This is a genomic window from Treponema sp. OMZ 840, from assembly GCF_050937815.1.
Classification (GTDB): Bacteria; Spirochaetota; Spirochaetia; order Treponematales; family Treponemataceae; genus Treponema_C.
The window spans coordinates 16,697-40,929 of the sequence record NZ_JACDIJ010000013.1 but is presented as its reverse complement, the minus strand read 5'-3'; the positions used below and the strand labels follow the sequence as shown (position 1 = coordinate 40,929).

Below are 24,233 nucleotides of genomic sequence, written 5' to 3'. Positions count from 1 at the left end.
TAAGCTGCAAAAAACACATCCTATTTATAATATTTTCCGTATTTTTCTTTTATAAACGAAATTGCCTGTTTTGCAGCCGTATCGGGATCCGGAACGGGGAATATTTCCACCGACGTCCAGCCGTCATATTTAATATCCTGCAAAGCCGCAAATATTTCATCCCAATTCATATGCCCTTGACCGGGGGCATACCGGTTAGTATCGGCAAAATGGACATAATCCACATAGTCCTTGTTACGGCGCAGTGCTTCACCGATATGCGCATCTTCTATATTCATATGAAAAACATCGGGCATCATTTTCAAGTTCGTGCATCCGGCTTTTTTAATCAGTGCGGCGCATTCATCGGTATTGTTTATAAAATCGATTTCATAGCGGTTAACCGGTTCCAGCAGTAAAGTTACTCCCCTCTTTTCGGCATAATGCGCTAAATAACCGGCCATATCGATAAATAAATCTTCGCAAAATCCTTGCTCTCTGCCGTTAAACCCGCCCCGTATACGTCCCATATTCACTTTTTGTCCGAAATCGGATGCAAGATCGATAAAACCGCAAAAAGCTTTTTTTAATTCTTCGCGTTTTTGAGAATCTTCATCGGTAAAAGACAACTTTCTCGCCGACCATACTTGACCGGTTGAAACGGCGGAAATAGATAATCCGTTTTCGCGCAATACGGCTTGCAAATGATTTTTTTCAACTTCATCGGAGCTTTTTAAAGCCAACTCAACACCGTCATAACCTAATTGCGCGGCTTTTTTTATTGAGGTATCAATTCCCCGAAAAACAACAAATGCACTGGGGAGCGCATCCGCACCCGCTATTGCAACAGACAACTTCATACTAAAACTCCTTAATTATAATTTTACAGCAAATACGTCATGTGTTTCAATAATATTGCCGTGTAAAAAAACCTTATTAACTTTGGACAATGCCCGACAATCGGAAAGGGGATTTCCGCTAACAGCTATCAAATCGGCATCATAACCGACAGTCAATTGCCCGGTCATACGGTCCGATATTTGTGCAGCATATACGGTTATACCTTTTAAGGCTTCTTTAATATCCATGCCTAAACACAACATACATTCAATTTCGCGGTATAAAAGCCCGTGGTACGCATCCGAACCGATAACAAAACGCGGCTTTGCTGCAACAAATCTCGAAAGCCGTTTTTGCGATTCTTCTCGTATTTTTAAAATCTTATCGGCATGATCGGATGATAACATGGGTAAGCGCGAATCGTCCATAATAATACCCGAAGTAAAACATACGCAAGCATTGTGTTTTATAAAGGATTCAATTTCCGTATCGGTAATCCAATAACAATGGTCTATGATATCGACCCCCTCGCAAAGACAATGCTCAAGACCTTTTCCTCCGATACAATGGGCACTGACTTTTAATCCGCAGTTGCGGGCTTCTTCTACAACGGTACGGACTTCTTCCCGCATTAAAAAACAATCTACACTTTTATTTTCTTCAAGCGGAGGCAAGCCCGGACTCATAAATATTTTTAGCCAATCGGTTTTATGATATATATTTTCACGGCTTTGCCGCCTAAAATCTTCCGCACCCGAAAAACCTTTGCCTACATATCCGTGCCCGTGAAGCCCCTTCATACCTATACCGGCAACTTGCATCCACGGCAAGTTAAGATTCCCGTTTTTTTGCAAATCCCGAAGCATTACGTCAATATAATACCGGTCTCCTACGCATCGCAAGCCCGTAATACCTGCGGCCAAATTATCGCGGGCCGATTTTAAAGCCCGCAGTAATTGTTCTTTTTCCGAGTCATCGGTAGTTCCCAAATGGTTCGGAATGCGCGCATCGAGGGCAAGATGGGAATGACAATCGATCATACCGGGCATTAATGTAATATCGCCGTCCAAAACAATATCCGCACCCTCAGGCAAACCGTCTTGTATGGATACTATTTTTCCGTTTTCAACAACAAGAACTTGATTGATTTTTACTTCAAGTTCCGGGCCGGCTAATATGCGAGAGGCAAAAATTTTCATCTTTTTTCACTCCGTTTTTTAATTTTTTTACTTATCAGCGGCCAAAATAAAGACGCAATAATAAAAAATGCAAAGATATCAACAATCGGGCGCGTAAAAATCATAAAAAAGTTCGGATACATTGTTCCGGTCAACATTATAGATTCTTCCAGCATCGGCCCCAGCAATAAACCGAGCGCTATCGGAGAAAGGGGGTATTTATATTTAGTTAAAAAATATCCGACAATGCCTGCAATAAACATTGTAATAACGTCGCTTATATTTTGCTGAATGGAATAAGAGCCTACCACGGTAAGTATAATGATAAGGGTTACAAGCACTTGCTTGGGAATGATAAGAATTTTTTTTGCAACCTTACAAAACAGCAAACCCACAAAAAGTATCATAATATTTATAACGGCAAAGCCGACTATCAAAGTATATACTTCGGACGCATGGCTCGTAAAAAGAAGAGGGCCGGGGCGCAATCCTTTTATAATCATTGCTCCGAGGAAAATAGCCGCCGGAGCGGAACCCGGAATCGCCAAAGTAAGCAAGGGAATAAGAGAACCTCCGGTTACCCCGTTGTTTGCACTTTCGGAGGCAATAAGACCTTCACATGAGCCGTGTCCGTACATATGCTTATTTTTGCTTGCTTTTTTTGATTCGTTATATGCAAGAAAAGAAGCAATATCGGGGCCTGCCGCCGGTATTATACCGACTACAATACCGATAATCGATGAACGCAGTAAATTCAACCAATTTGTATTTATTATTTTCCACGGAAGTGTAACTTTATTTTCGGAAGAAGCAAGGATGAGTTTTTTTTCATCACGAATGGAAATTACGGTTTTAAAAACCTCCGGAAGACTGAATAAACCGATTAAAACGGAAACAACCTCAAGACCGCCGGAAAGTTTATAGTTCCCGAACGTAAAACGGGGAAATCCGAGTACGGGATCTTGGCCTATACAGGCAATAACTAATGAAACAAAACAAATAAAAACACCCCGCACCATATTTCCTTCCGAAAGCATTGAAACAACCGAAAGGCCTAAAACAGCTATCATCATTTGCTCCGGCGGGCCGACACGCATAGCAATCAAAGCCAACAGAGGAGCACAAATCAATAATGCAATCGATGAAGTTAAACCTCCGAAAGAAGACGCAAAGGTTACAAGACCGAGAGCTTGTCCCCCCTCGCCCTTTTTCAACATAGGGTGTCCTTCCATAGAAGTCGGTACACTGGCCGGCGTACCGGGGATACCCAATAACACAGCCGGTATGGATCCTCCGTAAATTGCGCCGCAATATACTCCGCTTAAAAGCAGCATAGCGGATCCTGCATCAAGAACATATGAAAAAGGAACAAATACCGCTACTGCCATAGTGGCGCTGAATCCCGGTAATGCCCCGAAAATAATACCGACAACAAGTCCGATTACCATAAAAAGAAAATTATATGCAGTAAATACACCTGCAAATCCCAATGCAATATTTGTAAACATGCAAATCTCCTTGTTACAATGCAACGCTAATTAAAAATCCCTCGGGCAAAAGTACATGAAGTACTTTGTTAAACAGAAAGTAAATTATTAACGTAATGCAGATGGGATATAAAAAAAATAAAAGTTTATTGTTTTTTAAACCTAAAAAAAACAAAGCAGCATATAAAAACAACAAGGATGCAATAATATAGCCTACGGCATTTTGTAACAGTATATATATAAGAACCATAACGCCTAAAATTACACAGTCCAAAACTTGACGTTTTGTGAATATTTCCGATGACCCTTTTCCGGCTTTAAAAACTATAATGTATATACATAAAACCGTACTGGCAATGAGTAGAACCATTGGGTAAATACGACCGGCCTGTGGAATTTCGCTCAATTGTGTAAAAAAAGCTATCAAGGCCGTTAAAATGCACAATAAAAAGAGCCGTTCATCCGTGATTTTTTTCTTATTCATAGTAATACCTCATTCAAAAAGAAAATCAAACTGTTTTAAAATATTTTTCAATAGTCCGCCGATTTTAAAATCAAGGAACTGTCCGAAAATCAAAATTTTCGGACAGCCCCGCCCTTGTCTTTCAATTCATTTTATACTATCGAAAATTATTTGTTATCAGTCGATTTTAAAGCATCCGTAATCAACTTATTATAATTGTCATGAGATTTATGAAAATACTCTTTAAATTGGCTGTAGGGCATATACTCCATTGTCGAGCCTGCCAACGCAACTTCTTTTTGGTATTCGGGATTAGCGAACACTTTTGAAAGCATTGCATCAAGTTTGATTAAGATATTTTCGGGTATATCTGCCGGTCCTACCAAAGCCCGCCACATTGCATGGCTGAAATCCAAGCCCTGCTCTTTCATTGTCGGTATGTTGGGAACCATATTATTTCGTTTATCGGATGAAATTGCAATCGGTATAACATTTCCTGCCTGTATTTGTGCAAGCGCTTCGGAAACAAAGGGAACTGCCACATCACAATTTCCTCCGGCAACGGCAGTTACGGCGGCAGCACCGCCTTGAAACGGCATCCTTCTGAATTTAATTCCTAATTGATTTTCCAATTTAATACGTAAAAAATCATGGCTTGACCACGCTCCTCCCAAACCGAAGGTAACGGAATCGGGATTTGCTTTGACTTTGTTGATTAAATCGGACAGGGTTTTGATACCCGATTTTTTGGAAACAATTAAAATGTGCGGATCGTTTGCAAACTGTGCAATGGGACTAAAAGACGTATTGTCATACTTTATGCCTTCAAAAAGCAGTTTTCCGTTTGACATATTGCAATCTCCGTAGCCGAATGTATAACCGTCCGGCTTTGCTTCGGTAATTGCACTAAACCCGATAGTACCGCTTCCTCCCGTTATGTTCGCAACAATAACGGGTTGCCCGATTTCTTTTTCAAGCCATTTTGTAATCAAACGAACCGTAATGTCAGCTCCGCCGCCTGCTCCGTAGGGAACGATTACCTTTATGGATTTATTGGGCCAATTCGTGCTGTCCTTTGCATCGGTATCGCTTTGTCCCGCAGCAAAAGCCGTCAACGAACAAAGCAATAAAAAAACAATAACTAAACCGAATCTTTTTTTCATACACATACCTCTTTTACATTATTCGTATCGAACTGTAACGTATTTCAAAACTTTTTATTTCGAACTTCAAACGGGTTTTATACGGGACTGTCTTAAAAGTCGATTGCTTTTTGCTTTTTCGATAGCCCCGTAAAAGATACACGCTATTTAAGAATATTGATAATATCAGTGCCGTATTGGGCTGCAAACATATCTACCGAACCGCTCATAGCTTTTTTAAAAGCTTGTTTGTCGGGATTTTCGTTAACTTTTACACCGGCATCCTTGATTTGCTTCAGCAGTTTTGCCGAATTTTCATCATTTATGCGGTATACTTCTTGCTGAGCTTCTTTAGCGGCTTTTTTCAGTGCATTTTGCTGTTCCGCAGTCAAGCGATTCCAGGTAATGGAACTGGCGCTGAGCAGCATCGGAGTGTACACATGTCCGGTAAGAGAAAGATACTTTTGCACTTCATAAAATCTTTGGTTGTAAATTTCACTTAACGGATTTTCCTGTCCGTCTACAACACCCTGCTGGAGAGAGGAATAGAGTTCGGAAATATCCATCGGAACGGGAATGGCACCGGCAGCTTCCCAAGCTTTTACTTGGAATGTTGCAGGAAGACATCTGAGTTTTACACCTTTAAGATCTGCAGGCGTATTTATCTCTCTTTTGTTGTTTGTCAATTGGCGTACACCGATTTCCCAAAAGGCTAAGGGTTGGATTCCTTTTTTTGCAAGTTTTTCCATTATAAAATCGCCGGCTTTACCGTTTATTTTGGTTCTTGCTTCGGAAATTGAATTAAACATATAGGGTAATTCAAATGCTTGAATTTCCGGAACCAAACCCGAATAGTAAGCATCTCCGCACACGCAGATATCAACGGTGCCCTGCTGCAAGCCGTTCACCAAAGAAGAAGGATTTCCGAGCGTGGTGTCGTAGAATACCTTTACAGTAACAGAACCGTTTGAATACTCGTTGACAAGCTCGGCAAACTTTGTCAAGGCTTTTCCTGCGGGGCTGTTTACGCTCATACCGCCTGAAGATGCGGCCAATTCGATTTTTGACCCCTCTTTTTGCCCGTTTGCAAATACCGCAGCAAATAAGAGAACCGATACCAATGCTGATAAAGCAATTTTTTTCATACATTACTCCTTTTTATTATTTAGCCATCATCGGCAATAATAAACTTAACTGGGGTACCAAAATAATGATAACCACCGAAACAAACATGGAAATAAGGAAAGGCATAATTTCTTTAGACACGGACATAACAGGACGGTTTCCGATACCGGCGGAAACGAACAATGTCATTCCTACCGGCGGCGTAACAAGTCCGATACAAAAGGTTGTAACCATAACCACACCGAAATGAATCGGGTTGATACCCATTGCCGTAGCTGCAGGTACCAAAATCGGGGCAAAAATCAAAACTGCCGGAACGGGATCCAAAAAACACCCGACTACCAATAAAATCAAACTGATAACCAGCATAAATACACTGGGATTGTCGCTGATTGTCGAACAAAGGGCGGCAATTTCTTGAGGCAAGCCCGCACGGGTAAGAATCCAACTGAAAAGCTGGGTTACCGCAACGATTCCGAGAATCTGGCCGACTATTTTAACGGAATTATACAAGCAGCGCATAAGATCTTTGATTTTAAGCTCTTTATAAACGAACAATCCTACAATAATCGCATAAAAGCAGCTTAAAGCGGAAGCTTCCGTAGGCGTACAAATTCCGCTGTATATACCGCCCAAAATAATGACCGGAGTCAACAGGGCAAAAATAGAATCTTTAAAATTTTTCCAAATATTCTTTAAACTGATTGTTCCTTCGCCTTTGTACCCTCGTTTTTTTGAAATAAACAATGTTACGAGGATGAGGTTAAAAGCCACAAGCAATCCGGGAAATAATCCGGCAAGAAGCATATCCCCTACACTGTTGCCGGTCGAACAGCTGTACAGCACCATCAAAATACTGGGAGGAATTATCGGGCCAAGTGTACCGCCGGCAGCTTGAAGCGCACAGGAAAAATCCACATCATAGCCGTTATTCACCATAGCCGGAATCATCATACCGCCTATAGCCGCAACACAAGCAGCTCCCGAACCGGTCATAGCGGCAAAAAAAGCGCTTGCAATAACAACAACAAGCCCCATGCCGCCCGAAAAAGGGCCGACAATGGAAGTTGCAAAGGAGATTATGCGTTTACTGATACCTCCCGATTCCATAAGAGCGCCGCTTATTATAAAGAACGGAATTGCCATTAAGGGAACGGAAGAAACTCCTGCCAAAACCTGATTGCCGACGATATTTAAAGGAATATTCATAAATCCTACTATATAAACAACCGCAGCAAGTCCCATTGCCCCTATCACCGGAAGCCCTAAAAACAATAAAATTAAAAAAAACAAAATCATCAACGAACTAAGCATGTAGGGCCTCCTTGCTCGCCAGCTGCTTAATAAGCATTACCGTTTTTGTAATCATTACCGCCAGCCATGCGGTTGCTCCGAGTACTAAAGACAATGTGGTTATCCATACGGGTAAATTCAATATTGCGCTATGCTGCCCCGTAGATATCTGGAGTTTACAAATAGAATAGCTTTGCCAACACAAAACGCCGATAAATATCATTAAAAGGAAATTTTGAATTATCTTCAAAATCAGCTTTTTATTTCCCGTAAGTGCATCGGTTAAAATTGAAATCTCGATATGCTTATCATCAATGCTTGCAAGAGCTATTCCGATAAAAATTATCCAAATAAACAAAAGTACAAAAACTTCTTCACTCCAAGCGAACGACAGTTTTAAAATGTATCTGGAGAAAATGGCAAAGTTTTCCAAAATTATCCAGAAAAACACTACGCCCCCCAAAAACAGTTTGAACCATTTTTCAATTTTTAAAAACAGCTTTTTACTCATACCATCTCCTTTATTACACTTTGGCGACCGCCCTCACCGGACATCCGTCTATATGATCAAGTTTTAAGGGTAAACAGAAAAATTCGCATGTATCCAAGGGTATCAAATTAAAATTGCTCAAATACTCGATAAGCAAAATATTATTTTTGAGCAGCAAAGAATGAGTTTTTTGTTCTTCCGGGCCGACAGGTCTTTCTATAAGAAGGCGGATGGAGTAGTCTTGAGGAAAATCAAAAGCAATTGCATTGATATCTCCCCTATGCCGCAGCCAGTCAATCGCATCATCGGTCAGATAGGGTGCTTTAGTCCAGAATTCCTTTTCCATATGAGAACATTCAAGTCCCCAGTCGCTTCTGAGCAAAAGAATTTTTTCAAGCTTGTCCCTTCCCTTACATGCGCGTTCCAAATCCTCACTTGTAAAACCGTAATTTTCCACGCTTTTTTTTGTTAAATTCAATACCGATGCGTTGCCGTTATAATAATCAAGAGGGAACTCGTTGCTGTCGGGATACTGTATTCCTATATGGCGCGGAAAATCCATATGACTGAACCAATGAGAACCAAGATAAAAACCGGTAACTTGCCAGAGATTGCCGTTTTCAAAAGACTGTATTTTTTCTCTGTGAAATTTACCGTAGCGCCAATGTTCTTCTATCGTCCAAGTTAAATCTATTAACATATCTCTCCCTTACTTTTTTTATTATAACAAATGAATAAACGGTTAGATTCGAACCCGCATCTTTATGGTTAAAATACCGATTTTTCATATCGTCATTAAAAAATCAGCAATTTTTTGTTGACACAGGCGGGGTGATGCAAGCGCCGGAATTCCTGTAACGGCTATTATTTGATCCGCCATATGCGCGGTTGACGCTTGTGCAAAAACAATTACATCCGCATTTTTAACTTTTTGTGCCATTTCCAATACTAACGTATCATGTGTTTTTTTATCGCCGCTTTTTAAAGCGGCAATTGCTTCAGGATTGCAATAAGAAACTACTTTTAAATTTCTGCCTTGCATTTGTCCCATCGATTCCAATTTTTGTACGATAGGAGTAACGGCCGATACGGCTGTAGCCAAAACCGCAACGGTATCGCCTTTTTTTAAAGCTTCTTCACACATCGCATCGTCGATAGCCATAATGGGAGTTGTAAAATAAGTGCGCAATTCGGGAATATACGGCGACAAGGTACTGCACGTTACAACAATTAAATCGGGCTCTGCAAGTTGAGCGCTTTCCAAATCCTTGTGTAATCTTAATCTGTTGTTTTTTGAAAAAACACCTTCATTACGGGCAGGATCATCGGCAAGAAAATCGTCGAGGATATTATTTAAAATAATATCTTCCTTTACCAATTCTTTTAACTGCGCTCCGAAAGATTCATAAACCGTTTTTACGGTATGAAGTAACATTATTTTTTTCAATGCAAAGCCCTCATAAAACGGCTTTCGACGAAATCCGTCAAAAGCCGCAAGCTAAGAATCTTATTTTCCCTTGCCGATTTTTTTCAGATATTCCGTTTCAAATTGAGCCATAAAAGCGGCGGCTTCTTCCCAAGTCATATATTGCTTAATTAAACCGTTTTTTGCTATGTAATCATTATCCCATTCGGATGTGGTGCTGACTTTTTTCATTAAATCGCTGTAAAATTTAACGGCGGCATCCGACATGGCGGCAGGTGCGGCAACGCCGCGCCAAACGGGAACTTCTACGTTTTTATATGAACCGACTTCGCTTAAGGTCGGCGTATTGCTGAAAACACCGCCGAATCGTGTTGTAGAAAGCGCCAAAACGGCTTTCATTTTACCGGATTCGACATAGGCTCTGGAGGCGGCAGGTTTTCCCATAGCGACGGTTACATGTCCGCCCAATACGGATGTTAAGGCATCGCTGGTCGAATCATTATTGATATAGGGAACGGTTTCTTCGGAAAATCCGAGTTCGGCCATCAATGCTTTGTACGTCATATAGTCGTCTTCACGGCTTCCGGCAATGGTTAATTTTTCGCCGGCTTTTACCGCGTCGATGAAGGACTGCATCGTTTGATACTTCGAATCGGCTTTTACAAGCAAAATCTGCTTATCGACAGCCATTAAGGCTATCGGTTTAAAGTTAGCCAATCTATTATTGGTATTTTTTACCATCGGCATTAAATCGCCGCTGTTAAAAGTTAATAAAGTATAATTGGCAAGATCTCCTTTTGTCGTTGCAACGGCATTCCGTCCCACTTCACCGCCGCCGTCGGTTTTATAACCGATTAAAAAGTTTTTATCCACAAAACCGTTTTTTTTGGCGATGTCAGTTATCATTCTTGTGTATATGTCCGAACCGCCGCCGGGCTTTGAAGTTACCGTCCAATTGATATCTTTTACAGGCTTAAACGCCTGATCCGTTCCGCCTTCCGCGCCTCCCATTGCCTGCAAAAATACGGCAAGAGACATTGCTACAAAAAAACATACGCTTTTTTTCATTTTTTTACTCCTTTTCATTCTATATTGACAGAGGCCTCGCCTCGTATCCAACTACTATTGTTTATGCCTTTTGTTCGGCTTTCGGTTTGATAATGCCAGTCTTTGTCAGTATTGCACGTACAGCCGGTGTCAAAACAATCAAAAATAATAAAATCATAAAAAAACATGCTATCGGCTTATTAAAGAAAATCGAAACGCTTCCGCGGCTTATAATAAAGGCTTTACGCATCTTTACTTCAAGAAGCGGCGAAAGAACGTATGCAAGCAGCATGGGGCTTGTCGAATATCCGTGTTTTTCCAAAATATAACCGATAACACCCGATATGCCCATAACAATAACTCCGTACATGGAATACGTCGCACTGTAAGAACCGACGACACAAATCGCTATAATACAGGGTATCAACACTTTAACCGGGACGGCAAGGATTTTGAGCAAAAAGGGAATTAATCCGAGTGCGATTCCCAATGTTAACAAATTTGCCATAAACAAGGATGCAATGAGTCCCCATGCAAAATCGGGATGCTGTGTAAACAAAAGGGGTCCGGGATTAAGCCCCCACATCATTAAACCGCCGAGTAAAACCGCCCCCGTTCCGGATCCGGGAATGCCTAAGGCAAGCAAGGGAGCAAATGCACCCGCCGCCGCCGCATTATTCGCCGCTTCACTGGCTGCAATTCCCTCTATGGCACCGGTACCGAGCGGTTCCTTTGTTTTAAATCCCTTAGCCATAGCATAACCTAAAAACGAGCCGGTAGTAGCTCCCGCTCCCGGCAAAACACCGACAAAGGTACCCATAACTCCGCTGCGTGCGGCAAAGGGAAGCAAACGTTTAAGGTCGGTTTTATCTAAAAGACTTGCTTTAATAGTAAGTTTGTCATAATTCATACTCACTTTGTCTTGGCGGGTTTCCATTAAGCGCATAACTTGGGCAAAGCCTACCGTACCGATAACAAAGGGAGTAAAGGGAATGCCGCCGAGCAAATACATACTGCCGAAATCGAAGCGGGGTGAACCGGTTAAAGAATCCATACCCACACAGGCGATAAGAATACCTAAAAAAGTTAAGAGTACGCCTTTTATCGGGTTCGCACCGAGCAGCCAGCCGATACTTGTCATAGCTACCAATAAAAGAGCAGTCATTTCCGGATCTCCGAATTTCAAACCGATTTCAGCCAAAAGAGGGCCAAGCATAACCAATATGAGCATCCCGATCATACCGCCCACAAATGAAGAGGTGTTTGCCGTCATAAGCGCTTTACCGGGCAGTTTACGGCGGGAAGCCATAGGATATCCGTCTAAGGTAGTCATAATAGCCGGACTGTCGCCGGGAATATTCAATAAAATTGCACTATAGGAGCCGCCGTACATATTCGAATAATACAGGGCGCCCAGCATAATGATAGCCGTCGTAGGATTAAATTTATACGTTAAGGGTAACAAAAGCGCAACACCGGCTAAAGAACCGATGCCGGGCATGGCGCCTACAATAATTCCCAATACGGCTCCGGTAAAACAGGCAAAAATATTTTGAAAAGCAAAACAAACTTTAAAGCCTTCGATTAACATCGCAAAATTATTCATACAGCCCTCTTAGAACAATAACGGTAACAATAATCCTTTCGGAAATTCAATTTGCAGCCACATTTGAAACACAAAAACAACAATAGCCGTCATTACGGCACTTGTTATAAGCGTGGTTTTCCACGAAAGTTTTTCCAATTTTCTAAACCACAGCAATAAAAACACCGCCAAAGAAGGCACCATACCGATTACATACGAAGATATGACGATTAACAACAACGCAAGCGGTACAAGCCAATTTGCTTTGGGCATAACGGCTTTAGTTGATTTGAAAGATTGAAAAAAAGCCGGAATACTGATGCCTATTAAACACACGGAAATAATTGCAGGATAAAAACCGGACTTAGGTCCTATAACATTATCCCAAAAACCGTACTTAATTAAACTGAATGCAAGTATAATAAGGCCCAAAATAAAACACAAAAGAGGAATCAACTTATGTACAAAGCTGCCGTTTTTTTTATCTTTTTCCGCCATCCTAATTCCTTCCGGCTATATGATTTGCCATTCGCGCCGCCATTTTAACTGCATTTTCGAACGAATGCGTTTTCACAAGGTTTTTACCGGCAATATCGTATGCCGTTCCGTGTCCGCATGTAACAATCGGATACGGCTGCCCTCCGCCGATAGTAATGCCTTCATCAAAACCTTTGAGTTTTAAAGCTATTTGCCCCTGATCGTGATACATCGTAACAACACCGTCAAATTCTCCTTGAAAAGCTTTTATAAAAAGTATATCACTCGAATAGGGGCCGAATGCCGCAATCCCTTGTTCATTTGCTTTTTTTATTGCAGGCTCTATTATATCGATTTCTTCGCGCCCGCAAAGGCCGTTTTCACCGCAATGAGGATTTAAAGCGGCAACCGCTATACGCGGCGATGCTATTCCGCTGTTTTTAAGCGTGGAAGAACAAAGCGAAACTGCTCGAAGAATCCTTTCGACCGACAGATTTTGCGAAACATCTTTTATAGGAATATGGCTGGTAGTTCTCGTAGTCCATACCGAGCCTACCACGTTTATTTCGCAAAAGGGACCGGTTAAATGGAATAAGTCGGCAAGATAGTGATGCTCGCTTTCAAAATGCATACCGGCAACCTTCATACTCGCTTTATTTAGAGGCGCAAAACAAAAACCTTCTATTTTTTCAGTTTTACATAATTCAACGGCAATATTAAGCTCCGTAAGACAGGTTTTTCCTCCGGCCAAAGACACTTTTCCGAATTCGCAAAGTTCCGCATTCGGATCGTCAATATCAAACAATTGAATTGCATTTGAATTAAAATCTATAGATTCCGCATCCCGAACGGACACAATCGGAACCTTAGAACCGATTACATCAAAAGCTCTTTCAAGTACACGGCGCTCACCTATAACCACGGGATTGCAATATTCTTTTATAAAACCGTTGACAATGAGTTTTGCAATAATTTCAGGTCCGACTCCTGCCGGATCTCCCATTAACATTCCAAGAACAGGTTTTTTCATATAGTTCCCCTTTTTTATACAACAAAAGCAAGAATCGTGCCAATTTTTTTTCTATTCCGGAAAACAAAACCTTATTTTATTTGTATACGGTATAATAAATTAAATATACGAATTTTTATTTGTGGAAAAATATGAAAAAATATTACAGCCATATGAAACAATTTGTTTCATATGGCTGTGTAGCTGAAACAAATACAAAACAAAATGTTTCACATTAAGCTGTCTAAACCAAGCCGTGATTTAAAACGGTTCTTTATTGCTTTTTTCCGATTGCATACGCCGCCAAAGTGTCGTACGGCTTATTCCCAATGATTTGGCAAAATCTTCTTGCGACAGTCCGCTTATCCGCAACTGTTTGCGAAGCGTTTTTTCGGTATCGGACACGGGCGATAAAAAACTTTTTGCATGTACCTCGTTAAAATTGTCTACAGAGGTGGCATTAATATCCAATTCCAATATTTGTTCTTTGCCGACTACCGCGGCGCTGTTTAAAATTGCAAGGCGTTCAGCATAGTTGCGTAATTCCCGGATATTACCCGGCCATGAATACTGATTTAATATTTCATAAGCTTCAGGTAAAATGTGCGGAATACGAAAGTTATGTTTATCGCAATAATGTTTAACAAACCATTCAAATAAAACCGGAATATCATCCATATGTTCCCGCAAAGGCAGCAAGCGGATACTCAATAAACTGATACGGTAAAATAAATCGATACGAAACAATCCTCTGCTCACTTTTTCACTTATATTGACATTTGTCGCGCTGATTATCCGGACATCCACCGGTATATTCGTATCGCCGCCCAATTTGCGTATTTCCTTTTCCTGAAGCACTCGAAGCAATTTTGCCTGTAAATTGATGGACATTTCTCCGATTTCGTCTAAAAAAATCGTTCCGCCGTGGGCAAGTTCAAACAAACCTATTTTTCCGCCTCGGCGTGCACCGCTAAACGCACCTTCCACATAACCGAACAGTTCGCTTTCCAAAAGATTTTCCGGCAAAGCGGCGCAGTTTATTGCAACAAAGGGATTGCCGTGCCGCCGCGACGAATTATGTATGCTTTGCGCAAACAATTCTTTTCCGGACCCCGTTTCGCCGATTAAAAGAACGGACTCATCCACTTGGCTGTAGCGATGCGCTTTTGCAACTAAAGCTTGCATACGAAAATTCTGCGTTAAAATATTTTGAAAAGTATATTTTGCGACAAGGCCCTTATGCGCCAATTCCGTCCGTATTTTTTGTTCAACACGTTGTAATCGTTCAATATTTTGAAACGTCAATAAAACACCGATTCCCGAAATCGGCTGCTGGACAACCAACATATATTGGCCGCGGACAGTTTGCACCATTTCAATTCTGTTGTTTTTTGAAATCGCATCACACCAATTTACTTGGGGATACACCTTTTCTATACTCCCCCCTTTCAAATCTTCACCGAACAAAACGGCGGCGACTCTATTTGAAGCTATAACCGTTCCATCGGCATTTACCGCCACAATAGCGTCTTGTGCATTATTAAGAAGAGTCGCCAATAAATTCGCCCTTGATACGGACATCTCCAAAGAACGGCCGGCTGCAATGGCTTCGTCTATCGCGCTTTCTATAGCATGAACGCTGGTTTTTACATGCACGTAAGAAAAACCCACATCTTCACAAAAGCGGCACACGGTAAGCCCGCCGACAAAAACCTCACAGCCCATATCATGCAAATATTCTACCGAACCGGCAACATCAAATTGATCCGATATCTTTGCATAAAGTAATTCACACCCTATAACTGCCGAGATTTCAGCCGATACGCCTTCCAAATCGTATTGGCTTCCTATCCATCCTATTTTTTTCCCCGGATAAAGTTTTTTACATGTATAGAGGGCTTCCAAAAAATCATATACGAGTAAGGGAATACCGATTACGTGAATGTCGGGTCTGTTTTTGGATATCGCTTCTTTGGTAATCCCGCGTGCAACAACAATATCTTCATCTATGTCGGCAATAGCTTTTTTGTCCGTACCGTAAAGATGCATCGACTTAACGGAAAACCCTGTCGAATCTATAGAACGGAGTTTTGTATCTACAAATACTTGAAGTTCCTGATACGGAACAATGACAAGGATTCTAATCATTGTTCGCTATAAATCACGCATATAGGCCGATAAAATAAATGAAAGTCTTGTACGTAAACATAAATCAATTTACTCCTGTTTAAGAATTTCAAAAACAATACCGTTTGGAAGCTTTATCCAGTTAAAACCTTGAGGTAAAGAGATTCCTCCGTAATCGTACAGTTTTTCGATTACCGCATCCGTATCCGAAACGCAAAAGGCAAGATGTCCGAATACTGTATTTTCAGCACTAATTATATCACGAACTTCATTTAATTGCAAAACATTGTCAAGCCACACTTGGGAGGGATGATTTGAATCACCGTTATATTTGCTTATCTTCATACCGAAAACATTTGAAAATAATTCGATACACCACAAAATATCACTTACCTGCAAACATACGTGATCCAAAATCATAAAAATCCCTCCGGTTTATGATAATGAATTTGCGGCATTCATTATCATGTATATGTATTAATCTCGCAATGTTCCGCCGTTAACGGCCATCGTTTCCGCAGTAACAAAAGAAGCTTCTTCACTTGCCAAATAACATACTGCATAGGCAATATCGGCCGGAGAACCGAGTCTTTTGATAATACTTTTATCCAAAAACTTTTGCGTTTGTTCCGGTGTCGCCGTTGCGGTCATTGCAGTTTCTATACGGCCCGGGGCGATTGCATTAACGGTAATGCCGTCAGCACCCACTTGTTGCGCTAAATTCCGTACAAAGCTGAGCACGGCGCCTTTTGTTGCGGCATAATGCACGGCCGCTACCGTACCCCCATTTTTTCCCGCTTCCGATGAAATACTGATAATTCTTCCGAATTTACGCTTCCGCATGCCCGGTATAACCGCTTTGCAAAAAAAGAAATGAGCCTTTATGTTCACCGCAAACACTTTATCCCATTCATCACTTGAAATTTCTTCAATCGCATGTAAGGGATGAATCGCAGCATTATTTACCAAAATATCTATTTTACCCAACTGTCGTTCCACATCGGAAACGAATTGATTTACCTGTGCCTCGTTTGAAATATCGACTTTCTGCATATACACTTTTTTTCCCGTAGCGTTTTTTAATTCGGCACATGCAATTTCCAATTCATCTTTTTTGATATCACAAATAGCAATATCGGCACCTCTCTGAGCCAAACCGAGTGCAATGGCCTTTCCCATACCCTGGGCGGCTCCGGTTACTACTGCAACTTTTCCCGTTAAATTTCCAAAGCTCATAGAAACTCCTTTTTGTTAAGTTTTACTTAACATTGTCCTTTTATATTTTTCTTTGTTGTGCCCGTTTTCCTAACTTTGTATACGGCACAATAACAAATAAAATCGATACTATAAAAAATATAGTGGCAACAGGTCTACTGAATAAGTCTAAAAAATTACCGTTGGAAGCAATCATACCGAGTCTATAATATTTTTCCACAATGGGGCCGAGTATGTAGCCTAAGATAACAGGGGTTAAATCAATATTCAATTGTTTTAAAACATATCCTACAATTCCGAACAGTATTAATATCCACACATCAAAAATACGGTTATTCATTGCAAATACGCCGAGTACGCAGCATAAAATTATAGCCGGAAATAATAAGGAAAGTTTTATATTAATCATTTTTACAAACACTTTCATAAGTCCCAATTCCATAAAATACATAACAAAATTGGCTATAAAATACACCGCCATGGTTGCGCCTACTACGTCGATATTTGTTGTAAACAGCAGCGGTCCCGGCTGAATACCATGAATCATTAAACCGCCTATCATCATGGCAGTAGTCATATCACCCGGAATACCGAGAGTAAGCAAGGGTATGAGTGCCCCTCCGTTTACAGCATTATTTGAAGACTCCGACGCACAAATTCCTTCCGGACTTCCTTTTCCGAATTCTTCCGGATTCTTTGAAACACTTTTAGCATAATTATATGAAAGTATTGTCGCTGCATTTTGTCCGATACCGGGCAATATACCGATTCCGGTACCGATCAAACTTCCGCCCAAAATGGAGCGGCCGCATTGTTTTAACTCTTTCCATGGAGGTAAAAACGAAACTTTTTCCAATCGAATTTTTTCACGGCTTTTATTCATATCTTTCGTTTGGTCAAAAATCTCTCTTATTGCAAACAATCCCATCATCAGCGCGGTTGAAGTTATACCGCCTTGAAGTTGCCATTGACCGAAACACAGTCGCGACGAACCTGTAATAACATCCAAACCTACTGCGCCCAAAATCAATCCGATGAGTGCTCCCATCAAACCGCGTATCAAATCGTTCCCGCTCATCCCGACAACAATTGCGACACCCATTAACGAAACGGCAAAATATTCCCAATTATTAAAATACAGTGCAACTTTAGCAAGCTGAGGAGCTATACCAAACAGAACTATTGCCGAAAAAGTTCCACCTATCAAAGAAGCTACAACCCCCAGCGCAAGCGCAACATCGGGTCTTCCTTTTTTTGTCATCGGATACCCGTCCCAACAGGTAAAAATTGAAGATGGAGTTCCGGGTATATTAATTAATGTCGCTGTAATAAGACCTCCGCTTATTCCGCCGACATAAATACTTACAAGCAGTGTAATTCCGGCAACGGGAGCTAACTTATACGTAAAGGGAATCATAAGACACACACCGAGAGTTGCCGTCAATCCAGGAATCGCGCCAAAAAAGATTCCCATAAAGATACCAAAAGCCACTAATAATAAGTTCATCGGATTTGCAAAAAGAACTTCAAAACCCATTAAAATTGCATTCATGCCAGATTCACCTTTTCAAATAAATAACAGGACTTGTCTTAAAAGAGTTTCTTTTTTTGAAAGCCCGGGCGTACTTACAATCAAAGCGTGAGTCTAAAAACTGAGTTTTTAGACTCACGCAAACATCTGAAAAAATAACATCAATTAAACTGTGAAAAAAACGGCGTCAATTCTTCCACCCATTTTTTTACTTGCGCTTTGGAAGAATCACCGTCAACATATTCAACCTGCCATCCGAGTTTTTCAACCGTTTCTGCAAATTCAGGCATTTCTGTAACCTTTTTTATTGCATCCGCAAGATAATCCAATGCATATTGGGGGGTTCCCTTGGGAGCATAATATCCGCGCGGTTTTGCCGTTGTTATATTGATTCCTTTTTCAACGGTAGTGGGAACATTCGGCAAAGCCTTAATTCGATCTTTGGCAACAACCATTAACGGAATTTCATCTCCCGACAATAAAGAAGAACGAATATCGGCACTTGAATTGGTTTCTACTTGAATATGGTTACCCAAAAGAGCGGTTTTTGATGCCGCACCGCCGTCATACGGAACTAAAGTTACCAAACCCTTTAATCCCAACGCTTCGACAATTCTCAATGTATCGACCATGTTCACAGTTTGCGCTCCGGTAACACCCCAGCGAATTTTACCGGGATTCGCCTTTGCATAGGCAACCATTTGTTCAAGTGTTTTCCATCCGCTTTGTTTGTTTGTGGCAATGACATTAAAATCAGAAACAACCATGCAAATAGTTTCCAAATCATTCCAGACGGGAGTGTCCGTTTGCCCGCTTAAAGTATAGGAAACGACATCCATCGCGTTATGAGCTAAAATCGTATAACCATCGGCCTTCGTATTATAGGCTTGCATACATCCTATATACCCGCCGGCACCTTCAACGTTAATTGCCACAAAAGAACGATCCATCTGAACATACTTCATAATCGTTCTTGTCAAAATATCAGATCCGCCTCCCGGAGCATAGGGAATGATAACACTGATATTTTTAGTCGGATACTGAACTTTTCCGTTCCCGTCAGATTGTCCGCCGGCAAAAACAAATGAAATTGCACAAAGCAAAATCATAACACTCAATAATACCCTTTTCATTTTATACCTCCTATTTTTATGGCAATGAAATGCCAAATAAATACGTAAACAATAAATACATAAGAACAACTAAAATAACAGTATAAGCGAAATCCATTATTAAAAGTTTTTTTATCTCGCGTTTTTTAAGAACTGTATCCTGAATATCGCGCAATGAAGGTGTTGCAAATAAAAACACAAGGTAAAAAACCAAGACAGTTGTAGTAATTGCAAATCCTACTATGGGTAATAAAAAAGCATATAAAATTAATGCAATTGTCGCATACACAATCTCTCTATTCAAATAAAAATGAAATTTGTTATCGGTATTTTCTTTTGAATCATTTATCTTTCCAATGGATTTGAATGCAAGGATAAGCGCCAATAGCATAAGCGATACTGAAAGCATTTTTAAATAAACATCGGGCCGGGCAAAAAAGCCCCCCTCTTGCTTACTGGACATATTCGTTACCACACCGGGTGCAAACGTAATATAAGAGCCGATAGCGAAAGTAAAAATCGATAAGACAAAATTATTCATATGCTTTATGCCGAATTTAAATCCCTTTGCCATAATCCGAACGCTCCTAAATGATATAAATAGTAACTTTTATAATTGCCGTAAACTTTAGTAACACTAAAATATATATAGCCGAACTGAAAGTGCATTATGCAATATACATAAAAAAATGTAAATATACCGAATCCGTTTTTAATTGAATTTTATAAAAAGATTTTTACTCCTTTATACCCGTTGACTTTTACTTGCAAAAAAACATTGACAACTTAAAAATGAGGATTTATAATAATGGTGTTGAACCGGTTCAACACCATTACAACAACAAGGACTTCTAGTGTCAAAAATAACCATAAAAGATGTTGCTGCCGCGGCAGGCGTTTCCGTAGGTACCGCATCTATGGCAATAAATAATTCTCCCCGTATTTCAGCACAAACAAAACACTTAGTACTTGATACCGTTACCCGCTTGAATTACCGGCCTAATCCATACGCGCGTTCCTTTAGTCTTTCATCTTCAAACACAATAGGATTTTTAGTTCCGGATTTGCTCAATTCATTCTTCGGAGAGATGGCGGGATATTTGCAAAAAGAAGTTGAACGCCGCGGGAAAGCCCTTATGTTCGGACTCACAAACGAATCGAGCAAACAAGAAGCAAAATTAACGCACCAATTCATTGATCGCGGTATCGATGGGCTTATTATTGTACCCGTTATCGAAAACAAACCCGATTTAAGCCATATATATAAACTACAAGAGGATAATTTTCCTTTCGTTTTTATTTCAAGTTATTATAAACACATTTCAGCTAATTGTGTAATGACGGATTTATATAAGGGTTCCTACGACCTCACATTAGAGTTATTGGATTCCGGCCACCGGTATATTATATTAATTTCCGGAAACCCTCATTTAGTTCCTTTTGCGGAGCGAATAAGAGGGTTTATCCAAGCACATAAAGACCGACATATCCCTTTTTCAGAAAACCAAATTATAACAACCTTATCAATGAGTTTTCAAGGGGGATACGACGCCATCAGAAAAGTATATTTTGCACGAAAAATAGATGCAATTCTTGCAATAAACGATGTTATGGCAATGGGAATTATAGGCAGCTTACGTGCATGCGGTGTACGCATTCCAGAAGATGTATCGGTTGCAGGATATGATGATATTTCCATCGCAGGCTTACAAGAGACACCTTTATCAACGGTACATCAACCTTTGGATGAAATGAGCCGTATCGCAGTGGATATGTTATTCCGACATATTGAAGGCGATACCACTATTACAAAACCGATATGCCTTAAACCGACCCTGATTCTTCGCAAATCAAGCACAAAGGAATAAATGTGCAATACATAATCATTATATGACTGAAAAATGTCTTTAGGAGGAAATAGTGAAAACCGCTGCAGAATATCGAGATGATTTATCGAACATATTATGTAATAAAATAATTCCGTTTTGGTTAGAACGTGCAGTAGATACAACATACGGCGGTTATCTAACCAGTTTTAATGAAACCGGAGAATTATTTGGCAGCCTAGAAAAAAATATTGTAACACAAAGCCGTATGGTATGGGGTTTTTCGAATCTCATCCCCTTTGCGCGGGAAAAAGATAAAACCAACATGAAAAAAGCAGCATCACAAGGTGCACGATTTTTGATAGATTGTTTTTGGGATACAGAATTCGGAGGTTTTTACTGGCTTTTAAATCGTGACACAACTGTTAAAGATCCTGCAAAATTAACATACGGACAAAGTTTTGCCATTTATGCATTATCAGAGTATTATTTAATGAGCAAAGACACACAGGCACTTGAATATGCAAAAAAAGGGTTTGATTGTCTGCAAAAATATGCAACGGATACGCTACACGGCGGATATTTCGAGAACATTGAACGGGATTGGAGCCTGTCCCCCAGCGGTAATTATGCTGGCGATCGAAAATCATTGGATATTCATATGCACTTGCTTGAGGCTTATACAACACTCTATGCTGCCACAGGAGAACATATCCATGCACGCAAACTGAGAGAAGTATATGATTTAATTATCCGCTATATGGTCAATAAAGAAAAAGGATACGGTTACAATCAATTTGATTTGGATTTTAATAAACTTCCGGCTATCAATATACAGAGAACGTGGAATGCGGAACGGGAAAGCGGTGAAAAAATAGATAATCCTACAGATACTACCAGCTACGGCCATAATGTAGAATTAAGTTGGCTTGCAGACCTTGCGTTGAAAACACTTAATGAACGATCGATAACGGACACCGATCTTATGCGAAAACTTCTCGACCATGCGCTTGAATACGGCTACGATTATGAATTCGGCGGTGTGTATCGAGATGGAATTGCAGATACAAAAGCATTGATATACGACAAAGAATGGTGGCAAAATTTCGAAGCTATGACAGGATTTTTAAACGGTTATATTTTGTTTGGAGATAAAAAATATTTTAAAGCCTTTGCAAATACCTGGGAATTTATTACTACATACTTTTTAAACCACGAACAAGGCGAAAGCAGACAGTTATTGAAGCGTTCGGGACAACCGCTTATTTCAAACCTCGGGAATGCATGGAAAGGCATTTATCATACAGGACGGGCGTTAGCGGAATGTATTAAGCGCCTGAATTGTTGTAAATAGAGAGGCCATATGAGTGACTATGTTGTAAAAATGGAAAATATTTGCAAAACCTTTCCCGGCGTAAAAGCGTTGGATAATGTTTCTTTGCATTTGAAGGCGGGAAGAGTTATGGCCCTGCTCGGTGAAAACGGAGCCGGAAAATCAACGCTTATGAAAGTGTTGAGCGGGATTTATCCGTATGACAGCGGAAATATAACATTATTCGGAAAGCCTATCGGAAACCTGAATCCTAATTCGGCAAAGGAAAAAGGAATTGCTATCATCCACCAAGAACTTAATTTATGTCAACATTTAACCGTTGCGGAAAACATCTTTTTAGGAAGAGAAAAATGCAAACAAAAATTCATCATCGATAATGCTGCCATTCAAAGAGAAGCCGCAGCTATTTTAACAAAGCTTGGCTGTGATATAACTGTTAATACCTTGGTCGGAGATTTACCGATATCAAAGCAACAAATGGTCGAAATTGCAAAAGCTTTGTCACTAAATGCCAAAGTTCTCATTATGGATGAACCAACAAGTGCATTAAGTACCAGAGAAATAAAAGAACTTTTTGCCATTATCACACAATTAAAAAATGAAGGCTGCGCGATCGTATATATTTCACATCGTCTTGAAGAGTTAAAATATATCGCCGATGACGTGACAATAATGCGCGACGGTAAATTTATAACTTCAGGTCTTTTTAATGATTTTAATATAGAAACAATCATTACCAACATGGTCGGCCGGACAATAAAGGAAAAATATCCTCGAATTACCTGCCCAATAGGAAAAACTATTCTTGAAGTTCAAGATTTATACTCCAAAACTATGATGCAAAAAGTTTCATTTTCGATCAATGAAGGTGAAATTGTCGGTATTGCCGGTCTTATGGGAGCCGGCCGGACAGAAATGGTTCGAACTTTATTCGGTATGGATCACGCCGAGTCGGGAAAAATATTTCTTGACGGTAAAGAGATAAATATACGCAAACCCTTGGATGCTATAAAACAAGGTATTGTGCTTGTACCAGAAGACAGAAAAAAATACGGACTTTGTACAAAGCTGCCGGTACGGGATAATATTGCTTTGCCGAATTTAGATTTATTATGTAATAAAATAGAAGCCGTCAATCAAAGAAAAGAAGCAAACCTTATCGCAAAATGTATTAACAATTTGCATATTAAAGTATCCGGCCCTGAAGTAGCAGCAAAAACACTTTCGGGAGGTAATCAACAAAAAGTTGTAGTTGCAAAATGGATGGGGCGTCCTTTTCGTATTGTCATATTTGACGAACCTACACGCGGCATTGATGTCGCGGCCAAGGTTGAGATTTATAATTTAATGAATGAATTGAAAAAAAAAGGTGTCGGAGTTTTATTTATCTCTTCTGAAATGCCAGAAATTATCGGCTTTGCAGACCGTATACTAGTAATGTGCGAAGGCCGAATAACCGGAGAGTTATCAGGAACAAATATAACACAGGAAAAAATTCTAACGTTGGCAACTCATTTTAAAAGTAAACTTGCCGTTTAATAGGGAGAG

The 24,233-nt window shown here is 40.2% G+C and carries 23 protein-coding genes; 3 read left to right on the top strand and 20 right to left on the bottom strand.

What is annotated here, in order from left to right; all coding sequences use genetic code 11:
- Positions 1-20: 20 nt before the first annotated feature.
- From H0R92_RS12355 to H0R92_RS12260, 20 genes are all read right to left on the bottom strand, one after another.
- On the bottom strand, positions 21-839 hold the full coding sequence (locus tag H0R92_RS12355) for a TIM barrel protein (protein ID WP_432965346.1): 819 nt from the start codon (positions 837-839) through the stop codon (positions 21-23).
- A 15-nt stretch (positions 840-854) separates the two neighbouring features.
- Positions 855-2,018 (bottom strand): amidohydrolase family protein, encoded by a 1,164-nt coding sequence (locus H0R92_RS12350; RefSeq protein WP_432965343.1) that lies wholly within the window; start codon positions 2,016-2,018, stop codon positions 855-857.
- Positions 2,015-3,505 carry a tripartite tricarboxylate transporter permease gene (locus H0R92_RS12345; protein ID WP_432965340.1) on the bottom strand — a complete coding sequence of 497 codons (1,491 nt, stop codon included), beginning with the start codon at positions 3,503-3,505 and terminating at the stop codon, positions 2,015-2,017. The genes H0R92_RS12350 and H0R92_RS12345 overlap by 4 nt, the downstream gene beginning before the upstream one ends.
- A gap of 13 nt (positions 3,506-3,518) precedes the next feature.
- Complete coding sequence (locus H0R92_RS12340) at positions 3,519-3,968, bottom strand: tripartite tricarboxylate transporter TctB family protein (protein WP_432965337.1); 450 nt, start codon at positions 3,966-3,968, stop codon at positions 3,519-3,521.
- A gap of 146 nt (positions 3,969-4,114) precedes the next feature.
- Positions 4,115-5,110: a Bug family tripartite tricarboxylate transporter substrate binding protein gene (locus tag H0R92_RS12335; RefSeq protein WP_432965334.1), complete on the bottom strand. Its 996-nt coding sequence runs from the start codon at positions 5,108-5,110 to the stop codon at positions 4,115-4,117.
- 143 nt (positions 5,111-5,253) lie between these two features.
- Positions 5,254-6,234 (bottom strand): DctP family TRAP transporter solute-binding subunit, encoded by a 981-nt coding sequence (locus H0R92_RS12330; protein WP_432965331.1) that lies wholly within the window; start codon positions 6,232-6,234, stop codon positions 5,254-5,256.
- 16 nt (positions 6,235-6,250) lie between these two features.
- Positions 6,251-7,528 (bottom strand): TRAP transporter large permease, encoded by a 1,278-nt coding sequence (locus tag H0R92_RS12325; protein ID WP_432965328.1) that lies wholly within the window; start codon positions 7,526-7,528, stop codon positions 6,251-6,253.
- Complete coding sequence (locus H0R92_RS12320) at positions 7,521-8,018, bottom strand: TRAP transporter small permease (protein WP_432965325.1); 498 nt, start codon at positions 8,016-8,018, stop codon at positions 7,521-7,523. The genes H0R92_RS12325 and H0R92_RS12320 overlap by 8 nt, the downstream gene beginning before the upstream one ends.
- A 13-nt stretch (positions 8,019-8,031) precedes the next feature.
- Positions 8,032-8,697 carry a cyclase family protein gene (locus tag H0R92_RS12315; RefSeq protein ID WP_432965322.1) on the bottom strand — a complete coding sequence of 222 codons (666 nt, stop codon included), beginning with the start codon at positions 8,695-8,697 and terminating at the stop codon, positions 8,032-8,034.
- An 84-nt stretch (positions 8,698-8,781) separates the two neighbouring features.
- Entirely contained in the window at positions 8,782-9,444 is a 663-nt protein-coding gene (locus H0R92_RS12310) for an aspartate/glutamate racemase family protein (RefSeq protein WP_432965319.1), read from the bottom strand.
- Positions 9,445-9,504: 60 nt separating this feature from the next.
- Entirely contained in the window at positions 9,505-10,491 is a 987-nt protein-coding gene (locus tag H0R92_RS12305) for a tripartite tricarboxylate transporter substrate-binding protein (protein ID WP_432965316.1), read from the bottom strand.
- Positions 10,492-10,552: 61 nt separating this feature from the next.
- Positions 10,553-12,076, bottom strand: a complete 1,524-nt coding sequence (locus H0R92_RS12300) for a tripartite tricarboxylate transporter permease (protein ID WP_432965313.1) — start codon at positions 12,074-12,076, stop codon at positions 10,553-10,555.
- A 9-nt stretch (positions 12,077-12,085) separates the two neighbouring features.
- On the bottom strand, positions 12,086-12,553 hold the full coding sequence (locus H0R92_RS12295; protein WP_432965309.1) for a tripartite tricarboxylate transporter TctB family protein: 468 nt from the start codon (positions 12,551-12,553) through the stop codon (positions 12,086-12,088).
- Position 12,554: 1 nt separating this feature from the next.
- Positions 12,555-13,562, bottom strand: coding sequence for a 4-hydroxythreonine-4-phosphate dehydrogenase PdxA (locus tag H0R92_RS12290; protein WP_432965306.1), 1,008 nt, complete (start codon positions 13,560-13,562; stop codon positions 12,555-12,557).
- Positions 13,563-13,802: 240 nt separating this feature from the next.
- On the bottom strand, positions 13,803-15,689 hold the full coding sequence (locus H0R92_RS12285) for a sigma 54-interacting transcriptional regulator (RefSeq protein WP_432965303.1): 1,887 nt from the start codon (positions 15,687-15,689) through the stop codon (positions 13,803-13,805).
- Between the two features lie 69 nt (positions 15,690-15,758).
- Positions 15,759-16,088 carry a VOC family protein gene (locus H0R92_RS12280; protein ID WP_432965300.1) on the bottom strand — a complete coding sequence of 110 codons (330 nt, stop codon included), beginning with the start codon at positions 16,086-16,088 and terminating at the stop codon, positions 15,759-15,761.
- A gap of 57 nt (positions 16,089-16,145) precedes the next feature.
- Positions 16,146-16,904, bottom strand: a complete 759-nt coding sequence (locus H0R92_RS12275) for an SDR family NAD(P)-dependent oxidoreductase (RefSeq protein ID WP_432965297.1) — start codon at positions 16,902-16,904, stop codon at positions 16,146-16,148.
- A gap of 40 nt (positions 16,905-16,944) precedes the next feature.
- Positions 16,945-18,435 (bottom strand): tripartite tricarboxylate transporter permease, encoded by a 1,491-nt coding sequence (locus tag H0R92_RS12270; RefSeq protein ID WP_432965294.1) that lies wholly within the window; start codon positions 18,433-18,435, stop codon positions 16,945-16,947.
- Between the two features lie 140 nt (positions 18,436-18,575).
- Positions 18,576-19,547, bottom strand: a complete 972-nt coding sequence (locus H0R92_RS12265; protein WP_432965291.1) for a Bug family tripartite tricarboxylate transporter substrate binding protein — start codon at positions 19,545-19,547, stop codon at positions 18,576-18,578.
- Between the two features lie 16 nt (positions 19,548-19,563).
- A complete protein-coding gene (locus H0R92_RS12260; RefSeq protein WP_432965288.1) occupies positions 19,564-20,100 on the bottom strand; it encodes a tripartite tricarboxylate transporter TctB family protein in 537 nt (178 codons plus the stop codon).
- A 280-nt stretch (positions 20,101-20,380) separates the two neighbouring features.
- Between H0R92_RS12260 and H0R92_RS12255 the strand changes: the two genes are divergently transcribed.
- From H0R92_RS12255 to H0R92_RS12245, 3 genes are read left to right on the top strand one after another with little or no spacing between them, the layout of a single operon-like run.
- Positions 20,381-21,394 carry a LacI family DNA-binding transcriptional regulator gene (locus tag H0R92_RS12255; RefSeq protein ID WP_432965285.1) on the top strand — a complete coding sequence of 338 codons (1,014 nt, stop codon included), beginning with the start codon at positions 20,381-20,383 and terminating at the stop codon, positions 21,392-21,394.
- Between the two features lie 52 nt (positions 21,395-21,446).
- On the top strand, positions 21,447-22,706 hold the full coding sequence (locus H0R92_RS12250; protein ID WP_432965282.1) for an AGE family epimerase/isomerase: 1,260 nt from the start codon (positions 21,447-21,449) through the stop codon (positions 22,704-22,706).
- Between the two features lie 9 nt (positions 22,707-22,715).
- Positions 22,716-24,224 (top strand): sugar ABC transporter ATP-binding protein, encoded by a 1,509-nt coding sequence (locus H0R92_RS12245; protein ID WP_432965279.1) that lies wholly within the window; start codon positions 22,716-22,718, stop codon positions 24,222-24,224.
- Positions 24,225-24,233 lie beyond the last annotated feature (9 nt).